The 15,645-nt window shown below is 71.2% G+C and carries 14 protein-coding genes and 1 pseudogene; 8 read left to right on the top strand and 7 right to left on the bottom strand.

Annotation, left to right across the window (positions count from 1 at the left end; all coding sequences use genetic code 11):
- Positions 1-2: 2 nt before the first annotated feature.
- Positions 3-1,877, top strand: a complete 1,875-nt coding sequence (locus JNK12_21675; GenBank protein MBL8778558.1) for an Rne/Rng family ribonuclease — start codon at positions 3-5, stop codon at positions 1,875-1,877.
- 4 nt (positions 1,878-1,881) lie between these two features.
- Here JNK12_21675 and JNK12_21670 read toward each other — a convergent pair.
- A pseudogene (locus tag JNK12_21670) lies at positions 1,882-2,079 on the bottom strand (PT domain-containing protein).
- A gap of 152 nt (positions 2,080-2,231) precedes the next feature.
- Between JNK12_21670 and rplU the strand changes: the two are divergent.
- Both rplU and rpmA read left to right on the top strand, forming a co-directional pair.
- The gene (gene rplU, locus JNK12_21665; GenBank protein ID MBL8778557.1) at positions 2,232-2,540 is read left to right on the top strand and encodes a 50S ribosomal protein L21; all 309 of its coding nucleotides are present in this window, start codon (positions 2,232-2,234) and stop codon (positions 2,538-2,540) included.
- 2 nt (positions 2,541-2,542) lie between these two features.
- Positions 2,543-2,797 (top strand): 50S ribosomal protein L27, encoded by a 255-nt coding sequence (gene rpmA, locus JNK12_21660; GenBank protein ID MBL8778556.1) that lies wholly within the window; start codon positions 2,543-2,545, stop codon positions 2,795-2,797.
- 209 nt (positions 2,798-3,006) lie between these two features.
- Here rpmA and JNK12_21655 read toward each other — a convergent pair whose 3' ends face one another.
- Positions 3,007-4,092: an HD domain-containing protein gene (locus JNK12_21655; protein MBL8778555.1), complete on the bottom strand. Its 1,086-nt coding sequence runs from the start codon at positions 4,090-4,092 to the stop codon at positions 3,007-3,009.
- 203 nt (positions 4,093-4,295) lie between these two features.
- Between JNK12_21655 and JNK12_21650 the strand changes: the two genes are divergently transcribed.
- From JNK12_21650 to proB, 5 genes are read left to right on the top strand one after another with little or no spacing between them, the layout of a single operon-like run.
- On the top strand, positions 4,296-4,913 hold the full coding sequence (locus JNK12_21650) for a pilus assembly protein (GenBank protein ID MBL8778554.1): 618 nt from the start codon (positions 4,296-4,298) through the stop codon (positions 4,911-4,913).
- Entirely contained in the window at positions 4,910-5,527 is a 618-nt protein-coding gene (locus JNK12_21645; GenBank protein ID MBL8778553.1) for a pilus assembly protein, read from the top strand. Before JNK12_21650 ends, JNK12_21645 begins: the two co-directional genes overlap by 4 nt.
- 9 nt (positions 5,528-5,536) lie before the next feature.
- Positions 5,537-7,087, top strand: coding sequence for a hypothetical protein (locus JNK12_21640; GenBank protein MBL8778552.1), 1,551 nt, complete (start codon positions 5,537-5,539; stop codon positions 7,085-7,087).
- A 39-nt stretch (positions 7,088-7,126) separates the two neighbouring features.
- Entirely contained in the window at positions 7,127-8,404 is a 1,278-nt protein-coding gene (gene obgE, locus JNK12_21635; GenBank protein MBL8778551.1) for a GTPase ObgE, read from the top strand.
- 22 nt (positions 8,405-8,426) lie between these two features.
- Positions 8,427-9,485, top strand: a complete 1,059-nt coding sequence (gene proB / locus JNK12_21630) for a glutamate 5-kinase (protein ID MBL8778550.1) — start codon at positions 8,427-8,429, stop codon at positions 9,483-9,485.
- A 28-nt stretch (positions 9,486-9,513) separates the two neighbouring features.
- On the opposite strand, the gene JNK12_21625 is transcribed toward proB, so the two are convergent.
- The 5 genes from JNK12_21625 to JNK12_21605 are packed head-to-tail and all read right to left on the bottom strand — an operon-like array spanning position 9,514 to position 15,645.
- Entirely contained in the window at positions 9,514-10,314 is an 801-nt protein-coding gene (locus JNK12_21625; GenBank protein MBL8778549.1) for a PspA/IM30 family protein, read from the bottom strand.
- Between the two features lie 10 nt (positions 10,315-10,324).
- On the bottom strand, positions 10,325-11,965 hold the full coding sequence (gene murJ, locus JNK12_21620; protein ID MBL8778548.1) for a murein biosynthesis integral membrane protein MurJ: 1,641 nt from the start codon (positions 11,963-11,965) through the stop codon (positions 10,325-10,327).
- Positions 11,962-12,771, bottom strand: coding sequence for a hypothetical protein (locus tag JNK12_21615; GenBank protein MBL8778547.1), 810 nt, complete (start codon positions 12,769-12,771; stop codon positions 11,962-11,964). The genes murJ and JNK12_21615 overlap by 4 nt, the downstream gene beginning before the upstream one ends.
- A 7-nt stretch (positions 12,772-12,778) precedes the next feature.
- A complete protein-coding gene (locus JNK12_21610; GenBank protein ID MBL8778546.1) occupies positions 12,779-14,617 on the bottom strand; it encodes an extracellular solute-binding protein in 1,839 nt (612 codons plus the stop codon).
- A complete protein-coding gene (locus JNK12_21605) occupies positions 14,614-15,645 on the bottom strand; it encodes a hypothetical protein (protein MBL8778545.1) in 1,032 nt (343 codons plus the stop codon). The genes JNK12_21610 and JNK12_21605 overlap by 4 nt, the downstream gene beginning before the upstream one ends.

Raw genomic sequence — 15,645 nt, 5'->3', positions numbered from 1 at the left:
CCATGTCCGAACCCACCCCGGGCGACCGCCCGGGCGCTGACGCGACCACGTCGCCGGCGCCCCGCCGCACCGCCACCCCGACCCCAGATCCCAAGAACCCCGACGAGCTGCCCGAGCGCATGATCGAAGGCCGACCCAAGTCGGCCGAGGCGGCGGAGAAGGCGCTCGTGCCCCGCAAGCCCCAGATCGGCGACAGCATGCCCGCGCCCCCTGGCCCGCCCAGCACCGGGTCGGCGCCTGCCGGCAACGGCGGTGGGGGTGACGGCGGGGGAGACGGTGCCCCCCGCAAGCGCCGTCGGCGCGGCGGCCGTGGCCGTGGCGGCGGCGGTGGTCAAGGCGGCCAAGGCTCCGGCGGTCAGTCCGGCGGTCGCAACACCTCGGGCCAGACCGGCTCCGGCGGCGGCAACGGCCGAGGCGGCGGCAACCGCGGGCAGAGCGCGCCCGCGCCCGGCACGGCAGGACGCGCACGGGCCCAGGGCAGCACCGCCAAGGGCGGCGGCCGAGGCCGCGGCGGCGAGCCCGTCGACGCCATCACCTCCGACGCGCCCCTCGAGCTCGACGACGAGACGATGAAGAAGCGACGAGGGCGCGAGCGCAAGGGCCGGCCCGTCGGCCGGTACCTCATGAGCGTGTCCGTGCGCCCCTCGGCCACCCAGATCGCGGTGCAGGAGGGCCGGGCCCTCATCGAGCACTACGTCTCGCGGCCCTCCGACGACACCACCCAGATCCACGGCAACATCTACCTCGGCAAGGTGCAGAACGTCCTGCCCGGCATGGAAGCCGCCTTCATCGACATCGGCACCCCGAAGAACGCCGTGCTCTACCGGGGCGACGTGCAGTACGACGCCGAGGACATCGAGGAGAAGGGCCAGGCCCGGATCGAGCAGATCCTCAAGCCCAAGCAGAGCATCATCTGCCAGGTCACCAAGAACCCCATCGGGGCCAAGGGCGCCCGCCTCACCCAAGAGGTCTCGCTGCCCGGTCGCTTCGTGGTCCTGATCCCCAACAGCACCACCTACGGCATCTCCAAGCGCCTCGCCGACAACGAGCGCAAGCGCCTCCGGTCCATCCTCGACCGGGTCCGCCCCGCCGGCCACGGCATCATCGTGCGGACCGCGGCGGAGGGCGTCAGCGCCGAGGAGATCGAGCGCGACGTCGCCCGCCTCGGCGACCAGTGGACCCGCATCGAGGCCCTCGCCAAGAAGTCCCAGGCGCCGGCCCTGCTCTACCGCGAGCCGGACATGGCCCTCCGGGTCATCCGCGAGGAGTTCAACAAGGACTACCGGGGCATCGTCATCGACGACAAGGCGCTCTACGAGGACGTCCGCGACTACGTCGCCAGCATCTCGCCGGCGCTGGCCGACCGGGTCGAGTACTACGACCGGGAGACCAGCGAGCTCTCGCTGTTCGAGCGCCAGCACGTCCACGAGCAGATCCACAAGGCCCTCGACCGCAAGGTCTGGCTGCCGTCCGGCGGCTCGCTCATCATCGAGCACACCGAGGCCCTCACCGTCATCGACGTCAACACCGGCAAGAACGTCGGCACGTCGAACCTCGAGGAGACCGTCTACCGCAACAACCTCGAGGCCGCCGTCGAGGTCGCCCGCCAACTGCGCCTCCGCGACATCGGCGGCATCGTGGTCATCGACTTCATCGACATGGAGATCCGCAAGAACCGCGAGGACGTGATCCGCGAGTTCCGCGAGGCTCTGGCGTTGGACAAGACGCGGACGCAGGTCTTCGACATCTCGGAGCTGGGGCTGGTCGAGATGACGCGGAAGCGGATCGGGGAAGGTTTGATCGAGTCGTTCTCTTCTCTTTGTCCTGAGTGTGAAGGGCGGGGGTTGCAGTTCGATCCGGAGCTCTTGGACATCTGAGTCGGTCGGTCGGTCGGTCGGTCGGTCGGTCGGTCGGTCGGTCGGTCGGTCGGTCGGTCGGTCGGTCGGTCGGTCGGTCGGTCGGTCGGTCGGTCGGTTCCTTCACTGACCGGCGCTGGCGGGTCCTGTCACCGATCCGGTATCCGAAAATCGGCCCGGAAAGGCATGGGCCGATCTTTCGGACCCTCCGGATCGGCGCCACCCGCCAACGCCTCCGGGGTGCGGCTGGGCGTCCCGGTCCGCATCGTTGGTGGTGGGGGCTGGTGGGGCCTGCGGCCCCAAGGCTCCTTCGGAGCCTGTGCGTTCACGTCAGTTGGTCGATTCGGGCGTTTGGCGGGTAGGATCGTCGGTCTTATGTATGCGGTGATCAAGACCGGTGGCAAGCAGTACAAGGTCGAGGAGGGGGACACCCTTCTCGTGGAGAAGCTGGGGCAGGACGACGGCGACGTCGAGCTGACCCCGGTGCTGCTCGTGGACGGCGAGACCATCGTGTCGTCGCCGGACGCGCTGGCCAAGGCGACCGTCTCGGCCAAGGTGCTGGGCGCCGGCCGCGGGCCCAAGATCACCGGCTTCACCTACAAGAACAAGTCGAACCAGCGCAAGCGCTGGGGGCACCGCCAGCACTACAGCAACATCGAGATCACCGGGATCAAGAAGGGCTAGCCATGTCGAAGACCAAGGGCGGCGGTTCCACTCGGAACGGCCGCGACTCCCAAGCACAGCGCCTCGGCGTCAAGCTCTTCGACGGCCAGGTGGTGAACCCCGGCGGCATCATCGTGCGCCAGCGGGGCACCCGCATCCACCCCGGCGAGAACGTCGGCAAGGGCAAGGACGACACCCTCTTCGCCCTGGCCTCCGGCACCGTGAAGTTCGGCCGCCGCAAGGGCCGCAAGCTCGTGGACGTGCTCCCGGCCGACTGAGCACCATCCGCAGCAACCTGTTCTGACCGCCTCCGCCCCCGGCCTCGCCGGGGGCGGAGGTCGTTTTGGGCTGGGTCGTCCCACGACCACCTCAAGGTGGGGGGTCGGGTGGGCCGAAAGGACTAGGGGCGAACCCATCCCTAGGCCGAAAGGACCAGTCGGTGAGCGTGAGCCCCGGGCGCACAGGCGCCGCAGCGCCGGTAGCGGGCTCAGCGCAGGACGTCGATGCCCTCGGGCAGGTCCTCGCGGGCCCAGCCCAGGTGGGCGATCGCCTGTTGGCAGGCGTAGCGGTCGGTCATGCCCGCGACGTAGCCCACCGCCGCTTCGAGTGCCTCCTCGCTGCCACCGGGAATGCCTTCCGCGTGCTCCCCGGGGAGCAGGTTGGGTCGGTCGGCGAAGTGCTCGACCAGGGCCCGCAGGACACGGACCACCGCCTCGCTCTGGCGCACCGACGCCGGCCGCAGGTAGACCCGCTCGTAGTTGAAGGAGCGCAGCTCGGCCAGGGCGGTGGCGAGCTCGTCGGTCATGCCGACCTGCCCGGTGGTCACGGCGGCGTCGACCATGCCGCGGATGAAGGCCCGGAGCTGGCTGCTGCGCGAGGTGCCGACGCGTTCGCGCACGAGCGGGGGCAGCAGGTCGTAGGTGACGATGCCCGCCTGCACGGCGTCCTCGAGATCGTGGCAGGAGTAGGCGATGCGGTCGGCCCAGCTCACCACGGCCCCCTCGGGGGTGAGGGGGGCTGGCCGCGACCACGAGTGGTTGCGGATGCCGTCGAGGGTCTCGGCGCACAGGTTGAGGGGTGCCACCACGACGTCAGCGCCCCACACGGCGTGGTCGAAGCCGCCGGGCACGTAGGGGCTGAGCGCGTCCTCGCTGGCGTGCCCACCGGGGCCGTGGCCGCAGTCGTGGCCGAGGGCGATGGCCTCGGTGAGGGTGGCGTTCAGCCCACAGGCGGTGGCCACCGCGGTCGCCACCTGTGCGACCTCGAGGGCGTGGGTGAGGCGTGTGCGCTGATGGTCGTCGGGGAAGACGAAGACCTGGGTCTTCCCCGCCAACCGGCGGAACGAGGCCGAGTGAAGGATCCGGTCGCGGTCGCGCTCGAAGCACGTGCGCAGCGGGTCGGGCGCTTCCTCCACGGCCCGGGTGCCGGCGCCCTGTGCCCGGGTGGCGCTCGGCGAGAGCGCAACGTCCTCCGCCTCCTCCCGGGCTTCGCGGTCGAAAAGCACCACCTCGCCGAGGCCGACGTCGTCGGGATGGGCCAGGCGGACGGCGCCGCCTGCACGGTGGCCGTGCATGGTCGACGCCCAACGCTCGTTGCGTTCGGAGGTGGTGACGGGCTCCACGACCCCACCCTACGCAGGGGCCGTGACAGCCATGCGGGCCCCGGGGCCGTCCCGCGCATGGGGCGCACACCCCATTTGCGGTGGCGCACCCTCACCACCGGGCTCCTGCGGCCGATCAGAGGAGGAAGGCCAGCGGCGTCGGAGAAGGACAACTCGTGGCAGAGGTGACGGGAACCAGGGGGCGAGGCCCGCTCGGCGCCCGCGCGCGCGGCGAACGAGGGTCCGTCCTCGTCGAGGCGGCCTTCATCACGCCCGTCCTGTTCTTCCTCCTGTTCTCCATCCTCGAGTTCGGGATGGCCTTCCGGGACTACCTGGCGGTCGCCAACACCACCCGGGACGGGGCTCGTGCCGCCAGCATCTACGGCAACGACCTGACCGCCGACTTCGACATCCTCCAGACCATCGCCGACGCGTCCAACGTCATCGACCGCCGCGACATCGAGCGCATCGTGATCTACGAGGCCAGCGGGCCGAACACCGTCGTGCCCACGACCTGTGCGAACGGCACGCCCGTGCAAGGGACGTGCAACGTCTACACGGCCGCGGCCCTCGACCTGGCCGAGAGCGAGTTCGGGTGCCGCGGTGACCGCAACCTCGACCGCTTCTGGTGCCCGACCACCCGAAAGACCGCGCTGACGGGTACCAACGGGCCGCCCGACTACGTCGGCGTGTGGATCCAGGTGAAGCACATCTGGGTCACGGGGCTGTTCGGCCCGTCCCTGACCTTCACCGATTCGACGGTGATGCGTATGGAGCCGGAGGGCACACATTGACCGCGCTGTGGCGCCTTCGGGCGCGGCGGCGTCGCGGTGAGCGGGGCGCCGCCCTCGTCGAGATGATCCTGTTCACGCCGCTGCTCGTGATGATCGCCATCGGCATCTTGGAGTTCGGCCTGGCCTGGCGCGACTCCATCACCATCGCCTCCACGACGCGGGCCGGCGCGCGGGTGGGCAGCAACGCCGGAAACGACCGCATGGCCGACTACAACACGTTGCTCGCCGTGCAGGCTGCCGTGGCCTCCATCCCCAACGCTCAGATCAACAAGGTCGTCATCTACCGGTCGACCACGACCGATGGAGCCGTTCCCCCCAACTGCACGACCTCGGCCACCGGCATCAACTCGGGCTCGGTGCGGTGCAACGTCTACACGGGTGCGCAGCTGGCCACGCTGTCCACCTCCAACTTCGCCACGACCGGGACGTCCTGCTCCGCTGCGGCCTGGGACCGCTTCTGGTGCCCGCTGGACCGTCAGTCGCAGCAGTCGGCCGGCGCCGACTACCTCGGGGTCTGGATCTCGGTCAGCCACCCGTGGGTGACCCGCATGTTCCCCGGTAGCGGCCTCACCATCACCGACCACGCCGTCATGCGGCTCGAGCCGAGCATCTAGGAGGTGCCCGTGCCGTCTCGACCCGTCACCGACCGCCGGCGCCGCTTCCGCGGGGAGAAGGGGTACGCCCTCGTCCTCGCCGCCCTGTTGCTGCTGCCCCTGCTGGCCTTCACCGGCTTCGCCACCGACGTCGGCGCCTGGTACGCCCGGGCCAACCGGATCCAGCGCGCCGCCGACGCCGCGGCCCTCGCCGGGGTGGTCTGGATGCCCGACCTGGCCCAGGCCCGCACGGTCGCGCTCGCCACGGCGCAGCGCAACGGGTTCGTGAACGGCCAGGACAACATCACCATCACGGTCACCGGTGACGCGACCTCGACCCGCAAGCTCCGGGTGATCATCCAGGACGCCCAGGCCGACCAGTTCTTCTCCGAGCTGTTCATCGGCGATGTCGCCATCACCCGGGCGGCCACCGCCGAGTACGTGCTCCCGGTGCCACTCGGGAGCCCACTGAACCGCTTCGGCAACGACCCCGTGGCGGGGGTGAACCCGAACTTCTGGGGGTCGATCTCCGGGCCCTACACCGACCGGAACAACGGCGACCCCTACTCGACGAAGTGCGGCGCAGGCTCCTCGGGCACGTCGTGCACGCAGAGCAACACGGAGTACCGCACCGAGGGCTACAGCTACGGGATCAACGTCCCGGCCTCGATGGTGGGCCAGTCCCTCACCGTCGAGCTCTACGACGCCGGGCACTACCACCGGACGAACTACCCGACCGTCGAGACCGCGGACAACACCCAGGCGTGTGGCCAGAACGCCTGCTCGGGCTCGAACGCGGCGACCGGCGTGCGCACGCAGTACGAGATGTACCGCTCGGACAACACCCCCCTCGACAACAGCGACAACCCCAGCCTGGCGGGCCAGTGCAACGGTTCCGGGGCGAACGGGAAGCTCACCCTGGACGCCGAGGCCAGCTCCGGCACCTACAAGAACCAGTGGGCGCTGCTGTGCCGGGTCACGGTCGGCCAGGCGGGTGTGTTCCCTCTGGTCGTGCGCTCCAGCGGCATCACCGGCTCGACGGACTCCGGCAACGGGTGGAACCAGTACGCCATCCGAGTGTGCTCGGGCACCGGGTCGTGCACGTCGACGTCGACGACCGGTCAGCCCCGGGTCTACGCGCTATCGGACATGTCGATGTTCAACAACGCCGCGACCGCGACGGCCGACTTCTACCTGGCCGAGGTCGATCAGATCCACGCCGGCAAGACCTTCGAGGTCAGCCTCTTCGACCCCGGTGACGGCCAGTCCGGCAACGCCTACCTCAGCGTGAAGCGCCCCGACGGGACCATTCCCCCGTGCACCTACCGCAACCGGGCCACCGGGGTGTCCACCACCCTCGCCACGTGCACCATCCAGACCTCGAACGGCGGCAGCCCGCTCTTCAACGGCCAGTGGCTGGACATCGACGTAAGCCTGCCGAGCAACTACGCCTGCACGCTCGGCACCTTGCCGGGATGCTGGTGGAGGATCAACTACCAGTTCGGCGGACAGCCGAACGACCGCACGACCTGGAGCGCGCAGATCATCGGCGACCCGGTCCACCTGGTCCGCGACGGGTAATGGCCGGGAGGTGGGCCTCCGCCTCCCTATCCTGAACAGGTGTCGGGATTCGTCGACGAGTGCGGGCTGAACGTCCGCGGTGGTGATGGTGGCGCGGGCTGCGTCGCGTTCCGGCGCGAGGCCCACGTGGCCAAGGGCGGTCCCGACGGAGGCGACGGCGGCCGGGGCGGCGACATCTGGCTCGTGGCCGACAACAACGTGGCCTCCCTCCTCGCCTTCCGCGACCACCCTCACCGCCGGGCCACCAGTGGCACCCACGGCCAGGGCAAACGCAAGCACGGCGCCGGCGGCGAGGACCTCATCGTGCCGGTGCCCGAGGGCACCACCGTGTACGCCCAGGACGGCGAGCTGCTCGCCGACCTCGTGACCACCGGCGATCGCTGGCTGGCCGCCCAAGGCGGCCAGGGCGGGCGGGGTAACGCCCGCTTCCTGTCCAACCGCCGCCGGGCTCCGGCCTTCGCCGAGCAGGGTGAGGAGGGCGAGGAGCGCTGGCTCCGCCTCGAGCTGCGGCTCATGGCCGACGTCGCCCTCGTGGGTTTCCCCAACGTGGGCAAGAGCACTCTGATCTCCCGCATCTCGGCGGCCAAGCCGAAGATCGCGGACTACCCGTTCACCACCCTCGAGCCCAACCTCGGCGTGGTGCGCATGCCCGATGACAGCGCCCGACCCGGCGTCGAGTTCGTGGTCGCCGACATCCCCGGGCTCATCGAAGGGGCGAGCGAGGGCAAGGGCCTCGGCCACCAGTTCCTGCGCCACGTCGAGCGGGCCCGCGCCCTGGTCGTCCTGCTCGACCTCTCACCGGTGGCCGAGCGGCCGCCCGCGGAGCAGGAGGCGGTCCTGTTGCGCGAGCTGGGTGACTACCAGGCCGATCTGCTCGACCGCCCACGGCTGATCATCGGCTCGCGGGCCGACCTCGCCGACGGGCAGGGCGACGAGGACGCCGAGCGGGTGCTCGACGTGTCGGCAGTGACCGGTCAGGGACTGCCCGAGCTCGTCGGGCGCATGGCCAACCTGGTCAGTGAGGCCCGGGCGGCCGAGGGTGCCGATCGCGACCATGCGTTCGTCGTGCACCGGCCCGAGCAGGAGGGGGTGCGCATCGAGCGGGAGGACGACGGCAGCTTCCGGGTCATCGGTCGCCAGGCCGAGCGGGCCGTGGCGCTGTCGGACCTCACCAACGCCGACGCCCTCGAGTACGCGCAGCACCGGCTCCGCAAGGTCGGCGTCGACCGCGCTCTGGCGCGGGCCGGCGCACAGGAGGGCGACACGGTGCGCATCGGCGCGGTCGCGTTCGACTACGAGCCGGACCTGTTCGGCTGACGGTGGGCGATCGGGTGGGAACGTGAGGGTCGTCGCGAAGATCGGGACCTCGTCGATCACCGACGAGCACGGCACCATCGACGAACGCGCCATCGCCAAGTTCTGCGGCGACGTCGCTGGGCTCCGCTCCGCCGGCCACCAGGTCGTGGCCGTGACGTCGGGGGCCATCGCCGCGGGCCTGCCCAGCCTCGCTTTCCCCGAGCGGCCAAAGGACGCCGTCACCCTCCAGGCGGCGTCGGCCATCGGCCAGAGCCGCCTGATGCGGGTCTACGACGCCGCCCTCGCCGAGCACGGACTCGTCGCCGGGCAGCTGCTGCTCGCGCCGCTCGATTTCATCGTCCGCCAGCAGTATCTGCACGCCCGGGCAACCCTCGAGCGGCTCCTCGAGCTCGGGGTCGTGCCCGTGGTGAACGAGAACGACGCCATCGCCGACGACGAGATCCGCTTCGGCGACAACGACCGCCTCGCCGCCCTGGTGGCGCACCTGCTCGGTGCCGACGTCCTCGTCCTGCTCACCGACACGGTGGGGGTCCTCACCGCGGACCCCCGGCTCGACGAGACCGCATCGCTCATCGAGGAGATCGTCGAGGTCGACAACGACCTCGAGCGGCGCGCCGGCGGGACCGGCACGGTGCGGGGGAGCGGGGGCATGAGCTCGAAGCTTCGGGCGGCCAAGATCGCCGCGTGGTCGGGGGTGCGGGCGGTGGTGGCCGCCGCGCACCGCGACGGCGTGCTGGCCGACGCCGTCGCGGGTATCAGCGGCGTGGGCACCACGGTGCTGCCCCAGGACCGGCGCATCACGGCCCGCAAGCTCTGGATCGCCTTCGCGGTCGGCTCGTCGGGGTCGCTCACGGTCGATGACGGCGCCCGCAGGGCCCTCGTGGAGGCCAACCGGTCGTTGCTGGCCGCGGGGGTGGTCGCCGTGACCGGGACCTTCGAGGTGAACGACGCCGTAGAGGTCAAAGACCCGTCGGGCGCCGTGTTCGCCAAGGGGCTGGTGCGTCTGCCCAGCCGGGAGATCGCCGCGGGCGTGCGCGACCAACTGGTCGTGCACCGCGACGATCTGGTGGTGCTTCCCTAGCCCACGCCCGAGGGCGTCGGGAGAGCGGTCAGGCGGACGGCTCGGGCGACTCGGCGGGAGCGGGCTCGGCCGCGGCCTCCACCTGCGGTGCGGCCGCCTCGGCCGGCGCCTCGAGGCCCATCTGGGCCCGGATCTCCGACAGGCGGGCGGTGGCCTCGGTGTTCATGGTGGCCTGCTCGATCTCGAGCATGCGGCTCTCGACCGACTCCTCCTGGAGCTCGGACATGCCCTTGGCCTTCGCGTACCGGGCCTCGATCTTGTCGCGCACCTCGTCGAAGGTGGGGACGTCCTCGCCGACGGTCTCGCTGAGCGAGGCCATGGCCTTGTTGACCTGCTCCTGCATCTTGGCCTGGTCGAGCTGGCCCATGAGCTTCTGGCGCTCGGCCAGCTTCTTCTGGAGCTGGGCGGAGTTCTGGGCGACGGCGGCCTTGGCCTGATCGGAGGCCTGGGCACTCTGGAGCGACAGCGCCTTCAGGTTCTCGACCTCGCTCTCGAGGGCGATGAGGCGGTTGGCGATCGACTCGGCGGCCCGGGTGTACTCGGCTGCCTTCTCCTGGTCGCCCTTCTTGGACGCTTCGTCGGCCATCATCACGGCCTGGCGGGCGTTGCCGGTGACCTTCTCGAGCTCTTCGAGGGTGCGGTTCAACCGCATCTCGGTCTGCTTCTGGTTGGCGATGACGTTCGCCGCCTGCTCCTTGAGCCGGCGGTGCTGGTCCTGGGCTTCCTGGATGGCCTGCTCGAGCTGGATCTTCGGATCAGCGCTCTCGTTGAACTTCCCGGTGAGCTTGGCGGTCCAGTACTTCCACCACCGACGCATGAGCTTTCCCATGCCCGAGAGCCTACAGGGCAGGGGTGGCGGCGTTCCCCGCTCCTCGCCGCCGGAAGCGCGCCACCAGCTCGTGCAGCTCCTGGAGGCGGAGCGCGTAGAGGGCGCCGAGGTAGACCGCAGCACCCACCACCACGCCGGCGGTCGTGCGGGCGACCGCGCCGAGCCCCTCGTTCGAACCGATCAGCTCGCGGGCCAGGAGCACCGCCACAGCCATCACCACGGCTGCGACCGCCATGCGCCCGATGGCGCTGAGGGTGCGGCGTCCGTCGAGCCCGCCGATGCGACGACGCAGCACGAACACCGCGAGGAGGCCGGCGGCGGAGTACGCCGCGGCGTAGGCGAGGGCGAGCCCCTGGGCGCCGAAGCGGCCGACCAGCGCGAAGGCCAGGGCGATGTTGACCGCGTTCTCGAACAGGTTGAGCAGGAAGGGCGTGCGGGTGTCCTTCAACGCGTAGAAGCCGCGGAGGACGAACAAGTAGACGGAGAAGCCCACCAGGCCGAGGGCCATGGCCGCCAGCACCTCGGCGGTCAGATCGCCGGAGGTGTCGCCGAAGGCCCCTCGCTCGAGGAGGGCGGCGATCACTGGCCTCGCGAGCAGGACGTAGCCCACGGCGGCGGGCAGGATCACCAGGATGAGCAGGCGCAGCCCCAGGCCGAACCGGTCGCGGAACCCGGCGAAGTCGAGGCGGGCGGCGAACGCGGAGAGATCGGGCAGGAACGTCGTCATGATCGAGACGGCCAGGAGACCGTGGGGGAGCTGGAAGAAGATGAAGGCGTACGTGTAGGCCGAGACGGCACCGGCCCCCTCGCCCGTCGCGAGTGCCAGTACGACGAACAGGGCGACCTGGTTGCAGGCGGCGTAGCCGAGGGTCCAGCCCGACAGCCCCGCGACCTTGCGCACCGACGGGTGCCGGAGGTCGAAGCGGAAGCGGAGCCGGATGCCCGCACGGCGGATGGCGGGCCACAGGGCCACCGTCATGGCCACGATGCCGGCGGTGGTGCCCACCCCGAGCAGGAGCAGGAGCGAAGTGTCGCCCTGCACCTGGTCGAGGCTGGGTGAGCTGCCGGCCACCACCGCGAAGCCCACCAGCATCGCGATCACCACGACGTTGTTGAGGATGGGGGCGTAGGCCGGGGCGAAGAACGAGCGACGGGCGTTGAGCAGTGCGGTGCCGAGGCTCATGAGGCCGTAGAAGAAGATCTGGGGGAGGAAGAGGCGCAGGAGAGGCACCGCCACCTCTGCCTGTGCCGCCGCCTCGTCCGTCGGCAGGCGCAGGGCGTAGATGTGGATGATGAGCGGTGCCGCCAGCATGGCCATGAGCGTGAGCACCGCCAGGGACACGACGGCCACGGTGACGACGGTGGAGGTGCCCTCCTCGTCGTCGTGCTCGAGGTGGTCGACGAAGATCGGCACGAGCGTGGCCGAGAGGATGCCGCCGAGGATGAGCTCGTAGACGATGTTGGGCGTGGTGTTGGCCAGGTTGTACGCGTCGCTCAGCGTGGTGGCACCGAGCGCGTACGTGAGCGCGCCGACCCGCAGGAGGCCGCTCAGGCGGCTCAGCCCGGTACCGACGCCGACGACCGCGCTGGACTTGACCAGGCGACCGGTGGCGGCCGCCTCGCCGGGCCGCTCGGGCCCCGTGTTGCTCACGCCGGCGACGGCGTCCCTGGCGCGGCGGTGGGGGGCGGGAGCTCGGGAGGCGGTGCGTCGCCCATCCGGTCGGTCTCGTCCATGGCGAGGCGCAGGGCCTCCATCTCGTCGACGAGGCTGTCGACGTCGGAGCCGAGCCCACCGAGCTCGTCCACCTGGCTGGCGTCGACCGAGAGCTCGATGGCCCGGGCCACCATCTCGTCCATGCGGGCGTTCAGGAGGCGCAGACGATCCTCGGCCTCGCGGGTCACCGTGGCGAGTCGTCGGGCCGAGGCGAGCTGCGCCTCGAGGGCGGCGGCGGTCTTGTCGAGCGAGCTCCCCGCCGCCCAGGGGGCGTCGGCGTTGGCCCGCACCTCGTCGAGCTGGCGCTGCACGCCCGCCGTGTCGATCTGCCCGGACGCATCTGCGAGCACCTGGCCCTGCCGGGCGATGCGCCAGCTCTCGCGCACGGCGTCGTGCACCCGGTCGCCGATCTGCCCGAGACGGTCGCGCAGGGGCCCGCGCTCGGCGTTGCGCACGGCCTGGTCGAAGCGGCTCTGGGACTGGAGGGCCGACTGGACGAATCGCCGCCACGGCTCGTTGAGGGTGAACGGGTCGATGCGGTCGTCGCCCGCCTTGCGGGGGACCGCGTAGCCGACCCGTCCCGCCCACGCCGCGGCGCCCAGCGCCACCGCGCCGATCGGCCCGAGCCCGACGAGGATGGCCAGCGAGGCCCCCGCCCCGGCGAGCAGGATGCCCGACGGCGACATGATGGCCCGGGCCACGGGAGGGGTCAGGAAGCGGTCGCGGAACGAGAGGCGGGGCATCGGGGGCCTAGAAGTTGGAGACCACGGCGGCGAAGACCTTGTCGATCGAGGTGGGGTCGCTGGCGTCGTAGACGGCGGCGGTCGAGGCCTCGGCGATGCGGCGCAGGGTGGCGAGGTCGGCGTCGCCGCCGTAGGCGATGGGGAAGACCCGCACGGGCGACGAGAGCTGGCCCTCGCTGTCGGACTGGAGGCTGGCGAGCAGCTCGTCGAGCTGCTCGTCGTCGTCGGAGGTGTCGCCGTCGTCGTTCACACCGTCGGACAACAAGACCACGGCGTTGATGCGGTCGGGGTCGAACGCGGCGACGGCGTCCTCGTAGGCGGCCTGGGTGGCGCTGTAGAGCGGCGTGCCGTTGGTGGGCACGAGGTCGGCGATGGCGTCGGCCAGTTGCTCTCGCTGATCGGCGATGGGGCCGACCGGGACGACGTCGACGAACTCGGCGGTGCCCGATGGCCCGAGGTCGGTGGAGAACACGCGCAGCCCCACCTCGTCCTGCTCGGCGAAGTCGTCGAGCGCCTCGATGGCGGCGCGCTTGGCGAGGTCGAGCTTGGTCTCGCCGGAGTCGGGGTCGCCGATGTCGCCCATGGAGCCGGACACGTCCATGAGCAGGATCACCTGCGCGCCCTTGCGCTGGCGGTCCCACTTGTCGAGCAGAGCCACCATCACCTCGGGCTCGGGCACCTCGAGGAGGGTCTGGGGCTGGTCGGGGTCGACCCCGTTCTCGGCCACGATCGGCGCGGCGAGAGCCACGTCGGGGTTGCCGGGACGGAAGCCGAACTCGAGCACCCGCTCCTGGTTCTCGGGCTGCTGGACGAACTCGATGAACTTGGCGGCGGCGTCCTGCTCGGCCTGCGACACCCACTCGGCGTCGAGCGTGATGAGGGGGTTGTCGCTGAACAGCGTCCCCTCCTCGGGGTAGATGGCCACGAGCGGGACGCGGGGCGGACGCGGCTCCTCGCCCGGGTCGAGCACACCGTCGGGGTTGCCGGTGTTGTAGTCGATGACCGACTTCTCCTCGACGGCGATGGCCGAGGCGTAGGTGAGGGCGTTGCCCCGCTGGTCGGCCCGGTACATGTTGTTGAGGAAGGTCAAGGTGGTGTCGCCGTAGTGCACGACGGCCGATTCGACGTCCCGGGCCGCCTCGGCCACCTCGGGCTGGTCGAGGTCCTCGATGGTGAGGCCCTCGGTCTTGCCGGTGTTGGCGTAGGCCTGGGCGATGAGGGCGGACAGCCCGCTGGTCGAGAAGTTCGGGTTGGTCTTGCCCAGCCGGAAGGGGCCCCACTCGGGGTGGCCGAATGCGGCCCAGCCCTCGGGGTCGCGGGACAGGCGCAGGACGTCGGCCCAACCCACGGGCTCGTCGGGGTAGCCGAGGGCCTCGGCCATGGGCTCGGGCATGGCGATGACCAGCGGGGTGAGCATGAACGGCTCGCCCTCGGTGGCGATGGGCTCGTCACCCTGGTCGGTGAGCTGCTGGTTGAGCACCGCGCCCCACGCGCTGGAGGCGGGTGACCAGATGACCGGGAGCGGGCCCTCGACCGCCTCGTCCCAGCCGTCGCGCAGGAGCTGCTCGCTGCCGCCGGACGACTTGCGCTGCGGCCGCACGAAGATGCACTCGTCGCCCAGCTGGGCGTCGTCCGAGTCGTTGAAGGTGCGGGCCAGGTCGGTCATGAGGTCGATCTTCTCGGGGGAGACCGCCATGTCGACGACCACGCAGTCGCCCGGGTCCTCGCCGAGCAGGCCGTCCTCGGCCACGGTGTCCGAGCTGCTCTCGTCGCCACCGGTCGAGCAGGCCACGGCGCCGGCGGCCAGCACCATGCACAGCAGGACCGCTCCGATGCGTCTCGTCATGTCGCTTGCTCCCACTCTTCGATCAAGGCTTGGTACACCCCGGCGGAGGGGCCGGCGGGCGTGTCGTCCGGGGCGGGCCCGGGCGTCCAGCCGGCGCTCTCCAGCGCGGCCTCGAGGTCGTCCTCGCTGACGTCGACCTCGTGGCCCCGGATCGGGGCGATCACCACTTCGGCCCGGATCATGGGCGAAGGGTAGAGGACGGTGAACGCGTCGGACGTGCGGGCCTTCGTGGCGACCGCATCCGGGTCGAGGGTGCCGACCGCGTCCCAGGAGGCCGTCGGGAACTGCTCGAGCTGGGTGATCACCGGCTGGGCGGCGACGGCGGGGGGAAGCCCCGGGTCGGCGTTCTCGAGCTGCTCCAGCCAGTTCCGGAAGCCGGGGTCGGCGTCGAAGTCGTTCCTGGCGAACGCGGTGGTGCCGAAGTAGTCGGCGGCGGCCTGGCCCAGCACGAGGAGCCCGGCGGCCTCCTGGGTGGGGTCGTCGTGGCCGACCTCGATCCGGCCCTGGGTGGTGCTGCCCCCGTGGGCGCTCCACGGCTCGTCGGCGATCTCGCCGAGGCACCGCCAGCCCGTCTGGTCCACCCCGCCGCAGGCCGCCGCCAGCAGGTCGACGCGCGCCGCGGGCCCGACGAGGGCCAGCCGGGTGGTGGCGAGGACGTCGGAGGGCTCTCCGAGGACGGCGGGCTGGTTGGCGAGGTCGCGGCGGAGCTCGACGAGCGCCGGCCACGGGTCGAGCGTGAGCCAGCCGTCGATGTCGGACTCGGCCGGATCGAAGGCCGCGTCGGTCAGGCGCTCGGCGGTGTCGCCGGCGGGCTCGACGTCGAAGGTGACGTCGTCGTCCTCCTCGGCCAGGGTGGCGCAGGCGTCGGCCAGCTCGGTGGCGCAGATCAGGTGGGTGGCGCCGTCGCCACCCGATCCGTTGCCGCCGCCTCCGTTGCCGCCGCCGCCCCCGTCGTCGAGCATCCCGCGGACGAGCACCGCCCCGCCGATCATCACTGCAGCGCCCACCAGGGCCAGTAGCCGCTTCAC

Source organism: Acidimicrobiales bacterium, from assembly GCA_016794585.1.
Taxonomy (GTDB): Bacteria; Actinomycetota; Acidimicrobiia; order Acidimicrobiales; family DATDAH01; genus JAEUJM01.
Note: the sequence above shows the minus strand (reverse complement) of the source record. Positions and strands in the feature narration are given on the sequence as shown.